Origin of the sequence: Tumebacillus lipolyticus (genome assembly GCF_042682745.1) — a bacterium.
Classification (GTDB): domain Bacteria; phylum Bacillota; class Bacilli; order Tumebacillales; family Tumebacillaceae; genus Tumebacillus_A; species Tumebacillus_A lipolyticus.
Genome location: NZ_JBHUIO010000011.1, coordinates 385,366 through 401,293, shown reverse-complemented (window position 1 = coordinate 401,293; position 15,928 = coordinate 385,366). Strand labels below are relative to the sequence as shown.

General features: G+C 61.8%; 16 protein-coding genes and 1 riboswitch. All 16 genes read left to right on the top strand.

What is annotated here, in order from left to right:
• The first annotated feature begins 29 nt into the window (after positions 1 to 29).
• A riboswitch (cobalamin riboswitch) is annotated at positions 30 to 208 on the top strand.
• A gap of 138 nt (positions 209 to 346) precedes the next feature.
• The 16 genes from cobJ to ACFSOY_RS18130 are packed head-to-tail and all read left to right on the top strand — an operon-like array spanning position 347 to position 15,880.
• Positions 347 to 2,056, top strand: a complete 1,710-nt coding sequence (gene cobJ, locus ACFSOY_RS18205; RefSeq protein ID WP_386049103.1) for a precorrin-3B C(17)-methyltransferase — start codon at positions 347 to 349, stop codon at positions 2,054 to 2,056.
• Positions 2,057 to 2,069: 13 nt separating this feature from the next.
• Entirely contained in the window at positions 2,070 to 3,101 is a 1,032-nt protein-coding gene (locus ACFSOY_RS18200; RefSeq protein WP_386049101.1) for a sirohydrochlorin chelatase, read from the top strand.
• The gene (cobK, locus tag ACFSOY_RS18195) at positions 3,098 to 3,883 is read left to right on the top strand and encodes a precorrin-6A reductase (protein WP_386049099.1); all 786 of its coding nucleotides are present in this window, start codon (positions 3,098 to 3,100) and stop codon (positions 3,881 to 3,883) included. The genes ACFSOY_RS18200 and cobK overlap by 4 nt, the downstream gene beginning before the upstream one ends.
• The gene (locus ACFSOY_RS18190; protein ID WP_386049098.1) at positions 3,873 to 4,526 is read left to right on the top strand and encodes a precorrin-8X methylmutase; all 654 of its coding nucleotides are present in this window, start codon (positions 3,873 to 3,875) and stop codon (positions 4,524 to 4,526) included. The genes cobK and ACFSOY_RS18190 overlap by 11 nt, the downstream gene beginning before the upstream one ends.
• Entirely contained in the window at positions 4,523 to 5,629 is a 1,107-nt protein-coding gene (locus tag ACFSOY_RS18185; protein WP_386049096.1) for a cobalt-precorrin-5B (C(1))-methyltransferase, read from the top strand. Before ACFSOY_RS18190 ends, ACFSOY_RS18185 begins: the two co-directional genes overlap by 4 nt.
• On the top strand, positions 5,619 to 6,833 hold the full coding sequence (gene cbiE / locus ACFSOY_RS18180; RefSeq protein ID WP_386049094.1) for a precorrin-6y C5,15-methyltransferase (decarboxylating) subunit CbiE: 1,215 nt from the start codon (positions 5,619 to 5,621) through the stop codon (positions 6,831 to 6,833). The genes ACFSOY_RS18185 and cbiE overlap by 11 nt, the downstream gene beginning before the upstream one ends.
• Positions 6,830 to 7,555 (top strand): precorrin-2 C(20)-methyltransferase, encoded by a 726-nt coding sequence (cobI, locus tag ACFSOY_RS18175; RefSeq protein ID WP_386049092.1) that lies wholly within the window; start codon positions 6,830 to 6,832, stop codon positions 7,553 to 7,555. The genes cbiE and cobI overlap by 4 nt, the downstream gene beginning before the upstream one ends.
• Positions 7,552 to 8,346, top strand: coding sequence for a precorrin-4 C(11)-methyltransferase (cobM, locus tag ACFSOY_RS18170; RefSeq protein ID WP_386049090.1), 795 nt, complete (start codon positions 7,552 to 7,554; stop codon positions 8,344 to 8,346). Before cobI ends, cobM begins: the two co-directional genes overlap by 4 nt.
• A complete protein-coding gene (locus tag ACFSOY_RS18165) occupies positions 8,339 to 9,442 on the top strand; it encodes a cobalt-precorrin 5A hydrolase (protein ID WP_386049088.1) in 1,104 nt (367 codons plus the stop codon). The genes cobM and ACFSOY_RS18165 overlap by 8 nt, the downstream gene beginning before the upstream one ends.
• Complete coding sequence (locus ACFSOY_RS18160) at positions 9,435 to 10,829, top strand: cobyrinate a,c-diamide synthase (RefSeq protein ID WP_386049086.1); 1,395 nt, start codon at positions 9,435 to 9,437, stop codon at positions 10,827 to 10,829. The genes ACFSOY_RS18165 and ACFSOY_RS18160 overlap by 8 nt, the downstream gene beginning before the upstream one ends.
• The gene (gene cobD, locus ACFSOY_RS18155) at positions 10,810 to 11,850 is read left to right on the top strand and encodes a threonine-phosphate decarboxylase CobD (protein WP_386049084.1); all 1,041 of its coding nucleotides are present in this window, start codon (positions 10,810 to 10,812) and stop codon (positions 11,848 to 11,850) included. Before ACFSOY_RS18160 ends, cobD begins: the two co-directional genes overlap by 20 nt.
• Positions 11,835 to 12,365 (top strand): bifunctional adenosylcobinamide kinase/adenosylcobinamide-phosphate guanylyltransferase, encoded by a 531-nt coding sequence (gene cobU / locus ACFSOY_RS18150; RefSeq protein WP_386049082.1) that lies wholly within the window; start codon positions 11,835 to 11,837, stop codon positions 12,363 to 12,365. Before cobD ends, cobU begins: the two co-directional genes overlap by 16 nt.
• Positions 12,362 to 13,159, top strand: coding sequence for an adenosylcobinamide-GDP ribazoletransferase (gene cobS / locus ACFSOY_RS18145; RefSeq protein ID WP_386049080.1), 798 nt, complete (start codon positions 12,362 to 12,364; stop codon positions 13,157 to 13,159). The genes cobU and cobS overlap by 4 nt, the downstream gene beginning before the upstream one ends.
• Positions 13,156 to 13,710 carry a histidine phosphatase family protein gene (locus ACFSOY_RS18140; protein WP_386049079.1) on the top strand — a complete coding sequence of 185 codons (555 nt, stop codon included), beginning with the start codon at positions 13,156 to 13,158 and terminating at the stop codon, positions 13,708 to 13,710. The genes cobS and ACFSOY_RS18140 overlap by 4 nt, the downstream gene beginning before the upstream one ends.
• The gene (locus ACFSOY_RS18135; RefSeq protein WP_386049077.1) at positions 13,707 to 15,215 is read left to right on the top strand and encodes a cobyric acid synthase; all 1,509 of its coding nucleotides are present in this window, start codon (positions 13,707 to 13,709) and stop codon (positions 15,213 to 15,215) included. Before ACFSOY_RS18140 ends, ACFSOY_RS18135 begins: the two co-directional genes overlap by 4 nt.
• Positions 15,212 to 15,880, top strand: a complete 669-nt coding sequence (locus ACFSOY_RS18130; RefSeq protein ID WP_386049075.1) for an adenosylcobinamide amidohydrolase — start codon at positions 15,212 to 15,214, stop codon at positions 15,878 to 15,880. Before ACFSOY_RS18135 ends, ACFSOY_RS18130 begins: the two co-directional genes overlap by 4 nt.
• Positions 15,881 to 15,928: the final 48 nt, after the last annotated feature.

The window sequence follows — 15,928 nt, the reverse complement described above, 5'->3', positions numbered from 1 at the left end:
CCCTATACTTTGAATCGTTCGACGAAAAGTGAATAGGGTAACGTTCAGGTGCTCGCAAGAGCTTAATAGGGAATCCGGTGCAAGTCCGGTACGGTCCCGCCACTGTGAATGGGTAATTTCCTCTAACACGCCACTGTTTTTTTAGATGGGAAGGCAGAGGAAGTGATGATCCATGAGTCAGGAGACCTGCCTGCTATGTTTTCCATACCTTCTTACGGGGATATAAGAAGGATGGTTTCAGGTGTGTCATGGACTGCATTATTGAGGTTTTACACCATGAAAACATATGACGCCTTCCTTCGGGAAGGCGTCTTTTTCTATGTGCAAATGATGGGAGATGAGTGCGATGCGTGGGAAGCTGTTGATCGTTGGCTTCGGGCCAGGTAGTTTTCAGCACATTACAGATCGTGCGCGAGCAGCGATTCAGGAAGCGGATGTGATCATCGGGTACAACACCTATGTGGATCTGATTCGCGGCCTGCTGACCGATCAGGAGATCGTGCGCACCGGGATGACCGAAGAGGTGAGCCGGGCGATCGAAGCGGTGCGCCAAGCGGAGATGGGCAAAAAGGTGGCGGTGATCTCCTCCGGCGATGCGGGCGTGTACGGCATGGCCGGTCTGGTCTACGAAGTGCTGGTGCAAAAGGGCTGGCGGGAAGCGGATGGCGTGGAGGTGGAAGTGATCCCCGGAATCTCGGCGATCAACTCCTGCGCGTCCTTGCTCGGGGCGCCGGTGATGCACGATGCCTGCACGATCTCGCTGAGCGACCATCTGACTCCTTGGGAGCTGATCGCGCGCCGCGTCGAGGCGGCGGGGATGGGAGACTTTATCGTCGCCCTCTACAACCCGCGCTCCGGCAAGCGCACGCGCCAGATCGTCGAGACGCAACAGATCCTGCTCAAATACCGCTCGCCCGACACTCCGGTCGGGTTGGTGAAGAGCGCGTACCGAGATCGCCAGTCGGTGGTGCTGACCACGCTCGGCGAGATGCTCGATCATGATATCGGCATGCTGACGACGGTGATCATCGGCAATTCGTCCACCTTCGTCTACGATGGCAAGATGATCACTCCCCGCGGCTACCAGCGCAAATACACGCTGGACAAAGCGGAACAGCCGATCCGCGCTAACGAGCGCCTGAAAGAGGAGCATGAGCCGTGGGCGCTGCACGGCGGCCTCTCCGAGCGCCAGATGGCAGCGGCGCAAGCGGTAGCCGAAGTGCCGCAGTCGCCAGCCGCCGAGCGGAATGTGGAGGCGGAGCGCACGATCGGGCAAGGGGCGATGGTGCAGCCGGATACTTCGCGCGCCTTGGACTACGCGATGCAGGCGGTCAGCATGCTGGCAGCGCGAGGCGTTGTCGAGGGGGAGCCGATGCAGCAGCAGGTGATCAACCCGTATGATGCGATGCCTGCCATCCTGGAGATCGCCGTATCTCCCGGCGTCGGCAACAAGAAGCTGACGCCGCAGCAGCTGGCGGCGATGATCGAGGTGGCCGGAGCGGAAGGCGAGATCGAGTACACGCCCAACCATTACGTCCTTTTGCGCGTGATGACCAAGGAGCCGCAGGCGATCGCCGCCCAGCTGGAACGGGCAGGGCTGCTCGTACAGCCGATCGGCGATGTGGTGCAAGTCAAAGCGTGCGATTTTTGCAATGGGGAGAAATCGCAGTCGATTCCGCAGGCGGATGAGATCGCGGAGCGCTTCGCCGGCCTTGCGATGCCGAAAGAGCTCAAGATCGGGTTTGCCGGCTGTGCGATGGCCTGTTACGGCTCGGTGCACGAAGACATTGCAGTCATCTATCGCCGCGGCAAATTTGACCTCTTCCTCGGCGGCAAGACGATCGGGCGCAACGCGCATGCGGCCCAGCCGGTCGCAGAGGGCATCCCAGCGGAGGAGTTGGTCGAAGAGGTCGCCCGCGTCCTTTCGATCTACAAAGAACAGGGGTATCCGGACGAGCGCTTCCACAAGTTTTTCAAGCGCGTGGGCACCGTCGCAGGCTATCAACACAATGAACATGTACCCGCTGTAACTGTCGATACGGTTTGCGGAGACTAGGAGGAACATGCTGATGAAACATGCGATTTTGCTGGTTGGACACGGAAGCCGCGATCCGGAGGGCAACGAGCAGTTGCTCGCGTTTGCCAAACGGGTCGAAGCGAAGCTCGGCGGAGAGTTCCCGATCATCGAGACCTGTTTTCTCGAATTTGCCCGCCCGACGATTCCCCAAGGCATCGACACCTGTGTGGCGCGCGGGGCGGAAGCGGTGACGCTGGTCCCGGTGATTCTGTTCGGTGCGGGACATTCCAAGCTGCACATCCCGCATGAGATCGACGAAGCGAAAGAGCGTCATCCGAGCGTGCACTTTTCCTACGGCAAGCCGATCGGCGTGCATCAGAAGACGCTGGACATCCTGAGCTCCCGTCTGGAAGAGGCCGGTTTCGACCTTGCAGCGACGGAGCGCAATGAGGATGCGGTGCTGATCGTCGGACGGGGCAGCTCCGATCCGGATGCGAACAGCGACCTGTGCAAGATCACCCGCCTGCTGTTTGAAAAAATTCCGGCTGGCATCGTGGAGACCTGCTACATCGGCGTGACGGAGCCCGATTTTGCCAAAGGTGTCGAGCGCTGTGTGAAGCTTGGCGCCAAACGGATTTTCATCCTGCCCTATTTCCTCTTCACCGGAATTTTGATCAAGCGGATGGAGGCGATGACGGAGGAGTTTTCCAAACAATATCCGGAGATTCCGCTGGTGCTGGCCGACTATTTCGGCTTCCACGACAATCTGGTGACGATCCTGCACGATCGCGCGGTCGAAGCGGCCCGAGGAGAGAGCAAGATGAACTGCGATCTCTGCAAATACCGCCTCGATGCGATGGCAGATCATCATCACCACCACCATCACGACGATGACCATCACCACCATCATGGTCACGACCACCATGACCACGATCATCACCATCATGATCATGAGCATGACCATCATAGTCACGAGCAAGGTCATCATGATCACGATCACCACCATCATGCTCATGAGCATGGCACAGACGAGCATAAGCATGATCATGAGCACCAGCACGATCACAAGGGGGTGGGCAAATGATCCTTCACCTCGCAGGCACCGGCGATGCGCGGGCGCTCGCCGTGCAACTGGTGGCGGCGGGCCACTCGCTGACCGCATCGGTCGTCACCGACTCGGCTGCCAACTCGCTGCGCGAGGCGGGCGTCCCCGTTCGCATCGGGCGGATGACAGCGGACGAGATGGTCGCCTACATTCGGGAAAACAGCATCTCGCTGGTCGTCGATGCGGCGCACCCTTTCGCGGAGGAAGCGCATAAAAACGCGATCGCCGCGAGCCGAGAATGCGGCGTTCCCTACGTCCGCTTCGAGCGCGAATCGCTCGCCTTCGAACAGAACCCGCGCCTGCATCTGGTCGACGACTATGCGGCGGCAGCAGAGAAGGCGGCCGAGCTGAAAGGCAATGTCATGCTGACCACCGGCAGCAAAACGCTGCAGATCTTCACCAAAAGGCTGCTCGGGGAGGAAGGCGTCACCTTGACCGCACGGATGCTCCCGCGCCTTGACAACATGGAGAAATGCGCGGAGCTCGGCGTCGAGCAAAAGCAGATCATCGCGATGCAAGGCCCTTTTTCCAAGGAGCTCAACGTTGCGCTCTATCGTCAATATAAAACGGATGTGGTGATCACCAAGGAGAGCGGACAGCAGGGTTCGGTCGATGAGAAGGTGGAGGCTGCGCTCGAACTGGGCTTGCAGGTGATCCTGATCGGCCGTCCGAAGCTCGAATACGGCATGATGTTCCGCGATTTTGACCAGATCATCGCACATGTGGATGCACTCAAGGAGGAGAAGACAGATGGACTTTAAGACCGAATTTGTTCCGATGACCGTTCAACCGCAAGAGATCGAAAGCATGAGCTTTGACATCATCACGGAGGAGCTTGGCGAGCACAATTTTGCGGAGGAGCAGTACCCGGTCGTGCAGCGCGTGATCCACGCGTCGGCCGACTTTGATCTCGGCAGAAGCCTCGTCTTCCACCGCGATGCCGTTCGCGCCGGAATCGAAGCGATCCGCGCCGGCAAGACGATCTACGCCGATGTGCAGATGGTGCAGGTCGGCATCTCCAAACCGCGCCTCGCCAAGTATGGCGGCGACGTCAAAGTGTACATCTCCGATCCTGATGTGGCGGCCGAGGCGAAGGCGGCCAACCTCACCCGCGCGATCATGGCCACCCGCAAAGCGGTTCGCGAACAGCCGGACGGCATCTTCGTCATCGGCAACGCGCCGACCGCGCTGCTTGAGCTGATCCGACTGATCAAGACGGGAGAAGCGAAGCCCTCGCTGATCATCGGCATGCCGGTCGGCTTCGTCTCGGCCGCCGAGTCGAAAGAAGAGCTGGCCAAACTGATCGACGGCGACGTGCCGTTCATCACCAACATCGGTCGCAAAGGCGGCAGTCCCGTCTCGGTCGCTGCGGTGAACGCGCTGTCGCTGATGGCGGAGCGATGAGCGAGGCGGAAGCGAAGCCGATGCGCCACGGGTACACCACCGGGGCGTGTGCGACCGCAGCCACCAAAGCGGCGCTGATCGCCCTGATCACCGGACAGGAGGTGGAGCAGGTCGAACTGCTCCTTCCGATCGGCGAGACGGCGAGCTTCAAGATTGAAGATCTGAAAGTGGTCGGGGAGCGCGCCAGCTGCGGCGTGATCAAAGATGCGGGCGATGACCCTGATGCCACGCACCAAGCGCTGATCTGCGCCGCAGTCTGCTGGCTTGAGCCGGACAGCGAAGTGAGCGTCGAGATCGATGGCGGCGTCGGCGTCGGCCGCGTGACCAAGCCCGGCCTTCCGGTCGAAGTCGGACAAGCGGCGATCAACCCGGTGCCGCGCCGGATGATCCGCCAGGTGGTCAGTGCCTTGCAGACCGAGTACGGTGTCAACCGCGGCGTGCGCGTCGTCATCTCCGTCCCCGATGGAGAAGAGATCGCCAAGAAGACGCTGAACGGCAGGCTCGGCATCGTCGGCGGCATCTCGATCCTCGGAACGAAGGGCATCGTCGTTCCCTTCTCCACCGCCGCCTACCAAGCGTCGGTGGTGCAGGCGATCAAGGTCGCCCGGGCGAACGGCTGTGAGCATCTGGTGTTGACCACAGGCGGCTCCAGCGAAAAATATGCGATGAAGATCTATTCGGAGCTGCCCGAGGAAGCGTTTATCCAGATGGGCGATTTTGTCGGGTTCTCGCTGCGCCACTGCAAGCGGCAGGGAGCTCGGCAGGTTTCGTTGGTCGGCATGATGGGTAAATTTTCCAAAGTCGCCCAGGGCGTGATGATGGTTCATTCCAAATCGGCCCCGGTCGATTTTCATTTTCTTGCCGACATCGCGGAAGAGTGCGGCGCTACGCCGGAGATGCTGGAGGAGATTCGCGGCGCCAACACGGCCGCTCAGGTCGGAGACATCATGCACCAGGCGGGCCTCGACACTTTTTTTGAAAAGCTGGGCCACCACGCCAGCCGCCATTCGCTCGATGAGATGGGCGGCGGGCTGTGGGTGGAGACGGTGCTTACGACGATGAAAGGCGAACTGTTAGGGAGGGCACACATCGATGAACGGTAACATTCATGTGATCGGCATCGGCGATGACGGAGCGGTCTCGCCGGAGCAACGGAAGCTGATCGATCGCTCCGACATCCTGTTTGGCGGTGAGCGCCATCTCAACTTTTTCCCCGATTTTCAAGGGCGGCGCGAGGTGATCAAAGGCGGGCTCAGCGACCTGGTCGCGACGATGAAGGCGGCGGAGGGCACCGTCACGGTGCTCGCCTCCGGCGACCCGCTCTTTTACGGCATCGGCAGCTTTTTAGCGAAAAAACTGCCCGGCGTGATCATCCACCCGCACCTGTCCTCGATTCAGCTGGCGTTCGCCCGGCTCGGCGTCGCCTGGCAGGACGCGCTGATCACCTCGTTGCACGGCAAGCCGATCTCAGGTCTCGCTCAGAAGATCGACGGGCTGGACAAGGTGGCGCTGCTGACCGATGAGCGCAACACGCCGTCTGCGATCGCCGACTATCTGCTGTCCTTTGGCATGACCGAATACACGATGTTCGTCGCCGAAAACTTGGGCGGCGAGACGGAGCGCTGCGGTTCGTATCAGCTCGAAGAGCTTGCCGGGCGGACGTTTTCGCCGCTCAACGTGGTGATCCTGCTGAAAAAGCAAGGCCATACCGCACCGCACTACGGGCTTGGCATCGACGATGACCAGTTCGCCCAGCGCAAGCCGGACAAAGGGCTGATCACCAAAAAGGAAGTTCGCGTCCTCAGCCTGTCGGAGCTCAACCTGCGCCGCGACAGCATCGTCTGGGACATCGGCACCTGCACCGCGTCGCTGGCGATCGAAGCGGCGCGCATCGCACGCGAGGGAGCGGTCTATGCGATCGAAAAGAACGAGCCCGATCTGGAAAACGCGGTGGAGAACGCGCGCAAGTTTCGCACCGACATCGCGTTCGTGCACGGCAAAGCGCCGACCGGGCTGGACGCATGGCCCGATCCGGATGCGGTGTTTATCGGCGGCAGCGGCGGGGAGATGGCCGAACTGCTGAAGCTCTGCGCCGAGCGCCTGCGTCCGCACGGGCGGATCGTGCTCAACGCGGCGACGATCGAAACGCTGTATGAAGCGACCCAGACGTTTGCCAAAGTCGGCCTGACCACTCGCGTCACCCTGCTGCAAACATCGCGCAGCAAACCGATCCTGCACATGACCCGCTTCGAAGGGCTCAACCCGATCTACATCATCACCGCCTACAAGGAGGAGAGCGCAACATGACGACAGAAATCACGACCAAACTCGGCCGGCTGTACGGGCTGGGCGTCGGCCCCGGCGACCCGGAGCTGATCACCGTCAAAGCGTTTCGCCTGCTCAAAGAAGCAGACGTCATCGCCTATCCGAAAAAGCGCAAAGGCAGCAAAAGCTATGCGCACGCGATCGCCGATACTTATCTGAACCCAGGAGAGAAAGAGATGCTCGGGCTCGTCTTCCCGATGACCAAAGATCAGGAGACGCTCCGCTCGCACTGGGCACAGACGACAGAACAGCTGTGGGAGTTGCTGGCACAGGGCAAGGATGTCGCGTTCGTCACCGAAGGCGATCCGAACCTCTACTCGACATGGATTCACATGGCGCGCACGATGCAGGCTGCCCATCCGGAGGTGGAGATCCACTCGGTGCCCGGCATCTCCTCCGCACTCGGCGCAGCAGCGCGGCTGGGCATCTTCCTCGCTGACGGAGATGATCAGTTTGCGATCATTCCGGCGACAGAGGATCGCGAAGAGATGAAGCGGGTGATCGAGACGCACGACTGCCTCGTCTTCCTCAAGGTGGCAAAAGTGATCGACATGATGATCGACCTCTTGCAAGAGCTCGGCCTGATCGAAAACGCGTCGGTGGTCACCAAAGTCACGTCGGGCGACGAGCAGGTTTGGCAAAACGTGAAAGAGCTAAAAGGAATTGAACTGAACTATCTCACGCTGATGGTGGTGCGCAAATGAAAGTGGAACCGAAAGTATACATCGTCGGAGCAGGCCCTGGAGATCCCGATCTGATCACCGTCAAAGGCCTGCGCATCCTGCAGGAAGCAGACGTGGTGCTCTATACCGATTCGCTGGTCAGCGAAGAGCTGATCGCCCGCGCCAAGCCGACCGCCGAAGTGCACAAGAGCGCTGGCATGGACTTGGAGCAGATGGTCGAGCTGATGATTGAGCGCACGCAGGAAGGCAAGAGCGTCGCCCGCGTGCACACGGGCGATCCTGCCGTCTACGGCGCGATCTTGGAGCAGATGAGCCTGCTGAAAAAGGCGAACGTCTCCTTTGAGATCATCCCCGGCGTCTCCTCCGTCTTCGCGGCGGCTGCCGCACTGCAGGCGGAGCTGACCGTGCCGGAGCTCACCCAGACGCTGATCCTCACCCGCGCCTCGGGCCGCACGCCCGTTCCGGAGCGGGAAGAGCTGCAAAGCCTCGCCTCCCATCACAGCACGATCGCCCTCTACCTGAGCGCGACCTTGACCAAAAAGGTGATGCGCGAGCTGATCGACGCAGGCTGGAGTCCAGACACTCCGGTCGCGGTGGTGCAGCGCGCCTCGTGGCCCGACCAGCTGATCGTCCGCACGACGGTCGGACAGCTCGATGAGGCGATGAAGGAAAACGGCATCCGCTCCCATGCGATGATCCTCGCCGGATGGGCGCTCGACCCGACCTTGATCGACAAGGATGAGCATCGCTCCAAGCTGTATGACAAATCGTTCACGCACCGCTTCCGCAAAGGGGTGCCCGCTCATGAGTAACCCGTATGCCCTCGTCGCGATCACCAAGCATGGGGTGGAGCTGGCGCGCGACCTGCACGGCAAGCTGCACGGCTCCGATCTGTACTACATGAGCAAGTTCGCTCGCGGTGACGAGGCAGACAAGGGCATCGAGCTGTTCGAAGGATCGGTACGGCTGATCCTGCCCGATCTGTTCGCCCGCTACACCGGCATCATCTTGATCATCTCGCTCGGGGCGGTCGTTCGGATGATCGCCCCGATCCTGCAGGATAAAAAGACAGACCCGGGCGTGGTGGTGATCGACGACAGAGGGCAGCATGCGATCTCCGTCCTGTCCGGTCACTTGGGCGGCGCGAACGAGCTGACCCGCCATATCGCCGAACTGATCGGAGCGACTCCGGTCATCACCACCGCCTCCGACGTGCAGAAGACGATTCCGGTCGACCTGTTCGGACGGCAGTTCGGCTGGGAGATCGAAAGCTTCGACCGCGCGACTCCGGTCAGCGCGGCGGTGGTCAACGAAGAGCCGGTCGTCGTCGTGCAGGAGTCTGGGGAGCGCAACTGGTGGCAGTATGACAAGCCGCTGCCCGATCACATCCGTCGCGTCACGACGGAGGAAGCGATGGCGACAGCAGGCTCGTGGAATGCGGCGCTGGTGATCACCCATCGCCTGTTGACGGCGGAGGAGGAGCGGACGCTGCTTGCGAACGGGGTGCTCTATCGCCCGCAGACGATCGTGCTCGGCATCGGCTGCAACAGAGGGACGCCGCAGGAGGAGATCGAAGCGGTGGTCGTGCAGACGCTCGCCGAGCTCAACCTGTCGATCAAGAGCGTGCGCAACGTGGCGACGATCGACCTGAAGAAAGATGAGCAAGGTTTGCTCGCGCTCTGCGCCAAATACGGGTGGGAGCTGGTGACCTACACGCCAACAGAACTGAACGAGATCGAGATTCCGAGCCCCTCGGAGACGGTGTTCAAATACACGGGCGCCTACGGGGTGAGCGAACCTGCTTCGATGCGCTCGGCGGGGGCGTCCGAACTGCTGCTGGAAAAGAAAAAGTCGGGCAATGTCACCCTCTCGATCGCGCTCGTGCCGGGAGGTGGAGCAGATGAGTAAAAAGATCAGCAACCGGCCGCGGCTCGTCATTGGCGGCACGGGCAGCGGCGTCGGCAAGACGACGCTGACGCTCGGCCTGATGGCGGCGCTGAAGCGCCGCGGCCTGAACGTGCAGGGCTTCAAAGCGGGCCCAGACTATATCGATCCGACCTACCACACCGCCGTCACCGGGCGGACGTCGCGCAACCTCGATACGTGGATGGTGTCGCCCGACGTGATGCGTGAAGTGTTCTGGCGTGGCAGCGAAGGTGCGGACATCTCGATCATCGAGGGCGTGATGGGGTTTTACGATGGCAAAGACCCGAAGACCAACCAGGGCAGCACGGCGGAGATCGCGATGCTGCTCGAAGCGCCGGCGCTGCTCCTGGTCAACATCGCCAGCATGGCGCGGTCGGCGGCGGCGATCGTCAAAGGGTTTGCCACGCTGACAGAAGGAGTAAAAATTGCCGGCATCGTCGCCAATCGGGCGGGGAGCGTCGGACATCTGAAGCTCGTGCAGACGGCGATCGAGCAAGAGTGCGAGCTGCCGATGATCGGCGGCTTTTTGCGCCAAGAGGGCATTGAGATCCCCGAGCGTCATCTCGGACTGGTTCCAGCGATCGAGCGGGGGGAGTTGAGCCCGCTGTTCGACAAGCTGGCCGATCTGGTCGAAGCGGCGCTCGATGTAGATGCGATCCTTGAGATCGCGCGCTCCGCTTCCGATCTGCCACCGGTGCCACCCACTCTCTTCGGCCAAGCGAAAGCGGCGGTGACGAAGATCGCCGTCGCGCGGGATGCGGCGTTCAACTTCTACTATCAGGAGAACCTGGAACTGCTGGAGGAACAGGGAGCGGAGCTGCTGTTTTTCTCGCCGCTGGCAGGCGAGTCGATCCCTGCTGAGGCGAGCGGCCTCTACATCGGCGGCGGGTTTCCAGAAGAGTATGCAGCAGAGCTTTCGGCGCATCGAGCGGCTCGCACCGATCTGCTGGCGCGCATCGAGGCGGGGCTGCCGACGCTCGCCGAGTGTGGCGGCTACATGTACCTGTGCAAGACGATCACCGACCGCGCAGGAGCGACGCACGAGATGGTCGGCCTCGTGCCCGGCGAGGTGAGCATGCAGAACAAGCTGGCGGCGCTCGGCTATCGCGAGGTGACGGCGCTGCAAGACAACTTCCTCTTTGCCGAGGGCGAACAGGCGAGAGGGCATGAATTTCACTATTCTGTGCTGAAAGCAGCGGATGAACTCCCCGCCGCCTACCACATCAAGGGGCTGCGCGGGGAAAAAGCGGAAGGATACTGCCTAGGCCATCTGGTCGCCGGCTATACGCACCTGTACTTCCCCTCTCATCCGACGCTGGCGGAGCGGTTTGTCGAGGCAGCGAGACGATATGGCGAAGCACGGCGGTAATCTGCGGGAGGCGGCCGCAACCTATGGTCTCCCGCAAGCGGAACTGCTCGATTTTAGCGCCAACATCAACCCGCTCGGGCCGCCTGCGTCCATCTTGGAAGCGATCGCAGCGGGCGTCTCCTCGATCGTGCACTATCCTGATCCGCAAGCGAAAGAGCTGCATCGCGCGCTGGCGGAGGCGACCGGATATCCGGTTGAACAACTGTTGGCGGGGAACGGAGCGGCCGAGCTGCTGTTCGCCATCTTCCACGCCCTCAAACCGCAGCGAGTCGGGCTCTTGCAACCCTGCTTTTCCGAATACGAGGAAGCGGCGAAGGCGGAGCTGGTGACGGTCATCGCCCGCGAAGAAAATGATTTCCAACCGGAGCTTTCCGAACTGCTCGATGCGTGCGGGCGGGTGGATCTCTTCGTGATCGCCTCGCCGAACAACCCGAACGGTCGAGTGGTGCCACAGGCGTGGTTGGAGCGGATGGCCGACAAACTGGCAGAGCGGGGCGCTTTTTTGGTGGTCGACGAAGCGTTCCTCGATTTTCTGCCGGAGCAGAACAGCTTTTGCAGCCCCAATGTGATCCTGTTGCGCTCGCTGACCAAATTTTATTCGATTCCGGGGTTGCGCCTCGGCTATCTGATCGCCGCGCCCGAACTGCTCGGTCGCATTCAAAGCGAAATGCCGCCGTGGTCGGTCAACGTGTTGGCGCAGCGAGCGGGGATCGCCGGCCTGCAGGATCGGGGGTTTGCTGAGCGCACGCTGGCGTGGCTGGCAGCAGAGCGTCCCGAGCTGGAACGGCAGCTGCGCGAGCTTGGCGCCACCGTCTATCGGGGGGAGGCCAACTTCATCCTCTTTCGCGCCCCGCTCCTCGATCTGGTCGAGCGTCTCGGCAAGCGGGGGATCTTGATCCGCAGCTGTGCCGACTATCCGGGGCTCGGTGCGGGCTACTACCGCGTCGCTGTGCGAACGCGCGAGGAAAATCGATTGCTGATCAAGAGCTTGAAGGAGGAGTGGGCATGCCATACGCGCTGATAACGGGCGGAGTTCGCTCTGGAAAAAGCGGCTTCGCGGAGCAGCGGGCCGGATATGATCGACGCGTGCTCTATGTGGCGACTGGCCGCGCGTGGGACGAGGAGATGGAGCAGCGCATCAAGCTCCATCAGGAGCGTCGCCCTGCCGAGTGGGGCGTGCTGGAATCGGGCGCTCCGCTCACCGAGACGCTGGCCGATCAGGACGGTTGGGACTGCATCCTGATCGACTGCCTGTCCACCTGGCTGTCCTGCATTCTGCTGGAACTGCCGGAGCCGGAGTGGCGTGCGGAGAGCACGAGGCGAAGCGTGCACGCAGAAGCGGAGCGGCTGGCCGATCATTTTGCTCACCCCGACCGCTCGGCGGTGATCGTCACCACCGAGACGGGCCTCGGTGGCGTTGCCCTCTCGCCGCTCGGCCGCGCCTTCCAAGATCTGCTCGGCGAAGTGAACCAGATCGTGGCGAAGCGGGCGGAAGATGTCTATCTGATCATCGCCGGAAGGGCGCTGAAGCTATGAGCCGGACGACAGAGCCACACACAGAAGCGGGACAGCAGGCGGACGACCGCGTGCGCGATGAGAAAAAAAGCGGTTTCGCGCTCCAGCTGCACGCGTTTTGGCATGCGGTTGCCTTTCTGACCCGCTTCCCTGTGCCGAAACGGCTGCAGGCGGATGCTTGGCCGCTCAGCCCGCCGCTCTATCCCTTGGCCGGCGCGTTGCTCGGCGGCGCGTTGGCGCTGGTCGCCTTCCTGCTGGAAGGGCATTTGCCGCCGCTGGTGCTCGCCATGCTGCTGATCACCTGCTGGGTGTACATGACGGGTGGTCTGCACTTGGACGGTCTGATGGACACGGCGGACGGCTTCGGCAGCCAGCGGCCGAGAGAGCGCATCCTCGAAATCATGAAAGACTCGCGAGTCGGCGCGATGGGCGTGCTGGCGGCGGTGCTGCTGCTCGGCAACAAGCTGATGATCCTGGCGCACCTGCAAGGGGGGGAGCTGTGGCTCGGCATCCTGATGGCGGTGATCTGGGGGCGTTCGACGATGCTGATCGCGCTCTACGCCTTTCCATATGCGCGGGCGGAAGGGCTCGCCCAGACGCTGAACAGGAGACAGCCGTGGATTCGACTTTGGCCGCTGTTGCTCGCCGTGCCTGGGCTGATCTGGCTGCAGTGGACGGTGATCTTCCCGTTGCTCGCCTGCCTAATGCTGATCAGCGCCTCGAAGCGCAAGATCGGCGGTCTGACTGGCGATGTGTACGGGGCGCTCTGCGAGGTTGTGGAAGTGACCGTGCTGCTCGGGTTTTTGGTCGCATGATCACCCTGCTGCTCATCCGCCACGGCGAGACGGATGCGAACGTTGAACGCCGCTACATCGGTCACACCGATGCACCGCTCAATGCGAACGGTCACCGGCAGGCAAAAGAGCTGAAAGCGGCGCTCGCCGAGCATGCGATCTGCGCGATCTACCACAGCCCCTTCCAGCGCACCCGCGACACGGCCGCCCAGCTCGGAGCTGTTTTGCAGGCGGACCCGCGCCTGTCCGAACTGCACTTTGGCGACTGGGAAGCGCACACCTACGAGGAGATTGCGGAGCGAGACCTGCTGTTCGCCTGGTATGACGATCCGTGGAACATCGCCCCGCCCAACGGCGAGACGCTCTGTCAGCTCGATGAGCGCCTGACCGCGTGGCTCACCGACATCATCGCGCGACACGACGGCCAGACGATCGCTGTCGTCTCGCACGGAGGTCCGCTGCGCTGGTTGCTCGCCAAATATGAGCATCGCGACACCGCCCAGTTTCACAGCTTGCGCCTCCCGCCGGGCGGCTTTGCAATCCTTACGTTATGTGAAGGAGACTTGAGATGAAAGCGATCATGATCCAAGGCACCTCCTCCGATGCGGGCAAAAGCCTGCTCTGCACCGGACTGTGCCGCATTTTTTACGAAGACGGTCACCGCGTGGCGCCGTTCAAGTCGCAAAACATGGCGCTCAACTCCTACATCACCCAGGACGGCGGCGAGATCGGGCGCGCACAAGGCGTGCAGGCGGAAGCGTGCGGACTGGAGGCGACGGTCGACATGAACCCGATCCTGCTCAAGCCAAAGGCGCACATGGTCTCCGAAGTGATTGTCCACGGCAAGCATTTTGCCGACATGGAGGCGTTCTCCTACCGCAGCGAGTTTGTGCCCAAGGTGATCCCGAAGATCGAGGAGTCGATCGAGCGGCTCTACGCCGAGCATGAACTGCTCGTCGTCGAAGGCGCTGGCAGTCCGGCGGAGATCAACCTGAAAGATCGCGACATCGCCAACATGCGGATGGCCGATCTGCTCGACTGCCCGGTGTTTCTCGCCGCCGACATCGAGCGCGGCGGCGTGTTCGCTTCGATCGTCGGCACGCTCGAACTGCTCGAACCGCACGAGCGAGCGCGCGTGAAAGGGTTTATCATCAACAAGTTTCGCGGCAAAAAAGAGCTGCTCGACTCCGGCCTGCTCTGGCTGGAGGAGCGCACAGGGATTCCGGTGCTCGGCGTGATCCCGCATTTTGAACATGATATCGACCCGGAGGATTCGCTCGCGCTGGATGCGCTAAAGCTGAAGAAGCGCGATCGCACTTCGAGCGATTTGGACATCGCGGTGATCAAGCTGCCGCGCATCTCCAACTTCACCGACATCTCGCCCTTGCAGGAAGAGCCGGGCGCAAGCGTCCGCTACATCAGCTCGCTGCGCGGGTTCGGCAAGCCGGACCTGATCGTCATCCCCGGCAGCAAGAACACGGTGGAAGACTTGATGTGGCTAAAAGAGCAGGGGTTGGCAGACGCGATCGCAGCCGCTTATGCGTCAGGAAGCTGGGTGGCTGGCATCTGCGGCGGGTTTCAAATGCTCGGGGAACGCTTGTTCGATCCGGAGCGGGTCGAGTCTGGATATGAGGAGTTGGACGGCATCGGACTGCTCGCCACCTCGACCACCTTTTATGCGCAAAAGCGCACGATCCGCAACCGCGGGCAACTGCTCGGCGCCTATGCTGGGCATGAGGTGGAGGGGTACGAAATCCACCTCGGCCGCACGGAGCGGGGCGGTTCTGAACCGTTTTTGCAGTTCGAGTCGGGCGAGTGTGACGGTGCGATATCGGCAGATGGTCGCGCGTTTGGCACCTATCTGCACGGCCTGTTCCAAAACCGCGGCTTCACGCGCGACTTCCTCAACCGCCTGCGGAGCGCAAAAGGGTTGCCGCCCTGTGGCGACGAGGTCATGCCGGAAGCGGCGCGGCGAGAGGAGAGCTATCGAAGACTGGCCGCCCATCTGCGCCAACACCTGGACATGGATCTCGTCTATCAGATCCTGGCCGACTGGAGCGGGGTGAAGCGGGCGTGAGCTGGATTGAGTGTCAGCGAATGGCAGGAGCTCTGATCCTTTCGGCAGAGCGCCCGCTGCTCACCGTCAGCTCCTCCTTGTTCGGCGGGGGCGTGCAGGAGAAGCGCTATCTGGTCAACGCGCAGGTGCCGCATGGCTACATGTCGGACGATCCGTGGCGCGACTTGGAAGCGCGCGTCGCTCAGCTCGGCTTGCCCACCGCGGAGACGACCGGCATGATGACAGCTGCCGATGTCGATCAGGTGGTGCAGGCGGAGGCGACGGGCGATCAGTTTCAGCTACAGACGTTTGTCACAGCGGGCGTTGGCAATGCGGCGCGGGCGGGCGTCCGCCGGAAGACCTACCCCGGATATCGGGCGGGCACGATCAACATCATCGTCGCGATCGACGGGAGGCTGACCGCAGCAGCCTTGATCAACGCGGTGATCACCATCACCGAAGCGAAGACGGCAGCCCTGCAGGACAGCGGGGTGGTCATTCACGATGGCAGCGGTCGCTTTGCCACCGGAACGACCACCGACGCGGTGATCGTGGCGGCGACGCAAAGTCCTGCCTACGCGGGAGTTCACCAGTATGCAGGGCTTGCGACAGAGCTTGGCGCCTCGATCGGGGAGACGGTCTACCGGTCGCTTTTGACATCCTTGCAAAGAGGGGACGCATCATGAAGACGGAGCGATTCAACGCAGGAAAGAATCAGGTTGTCCGCAGCTCGA

Bases quoted from the DNA above. Each gene is read 5' to 3' on its own strand.
- cobJ (WP_386049103.1), top strand. From the start codon at position 347: ATGCGTGGGAAGCTGTTGATCGTTGGCTTCGGGCCAGGTAGTTTTCAG.
- ACFSOY_RS18200 (WP_386049101.1), top strand. From the start codon at position 2,070: ATGAAACATGCGATTTTGCTGGTTGGACACGGAAGCCGCGATCCGGAG.
- cobK (WP_386049099.1), top strand. From the start codon at position 3,098: ATGATCCTTCACCTCGCAGGCACCGGCGATGCGCGGGCGCTCGCCGTG.
- ACFSOY_RS18190 (WP_386049098.1), top strand. From the start codon at position 3,873: ATGGACTTTAAGACCGAATTTGTTCCGATGACCGTTCAACCGCAAGAG.
- ACFSOY_RS18185 (WP_386049096.1), top strand. From the start codon at position 4,523: ATGAGCGAGGCGGAAGCGAAGCCGATGCGCCACGGGTACACCACCGGG.
- cbiE (WP_386049094.1), top strand. From the start codon at position 5,619: ATGAACGGTAACATTCATGTGATCGGCATCGGCGATGACGGAGCGGTC.
- cobI (WP_386049092.1), top strand. From the start codon at position 6,830: ATGACGACAGAAATCACGACCAAACTCGGCCGGCTGTACGGGCTGGGC.
- cobM (WP_386049090.1), top strand. From the start codon at position 7,552: ATGAAAGTGGAACCGAAAGTATACATCGTCGGAGCAGGCCCTGGAGAT.
- ACFSOY_RS18165 (WP_386049088.1), top strand. From the start codon at position 8,339: ATGAGTAACCCGTATGCCCTCGTCGCGATCACCAAGCATGGGGTGGAG.
- ACFSOY_RS18160 (WP_386049086.1), top strand. From the start codon at position 9,435: ATGAGTAAAAAGATCAGCAACCGGCCGCGGCTCGTCATTGGCGGCACG.
- cobD (WP_386049084.1), top strand. From the start codon at position 10,810: ATGGCGAAGCACGGCGGTAATCTGCGGGAGGCGGCCGCAACCTATGGT.
- cobU (WP_386049082.1), top strand. From the start codon at position 11,835: ATGCCATACGCGCTGATAACGGGCGGAGTTCGCTCTGGAAAAAGCGGC.
- cobS (WP_386049080.1), top strand. From the start codon at position 12,362: ATGAGCCGGACGACAGAGCCACACACAGAAGCGGGACAGCAGGCGGAC.
- ACFSOY_RS18140 (WP_386049079.1), top strand. From the start codon at position 13,156: ATGATCACCCTGCTGCTCATCCGCCACGGCGAGACGGATGCGAACGTT.
- ACFSOY_RS18135 (WP_386049077.1), top strand. From the start codon at position 13,707: ATGAAAGCGATCATGATCCAAGGCACCTCCTCCGATGCGGGCAAAAGC.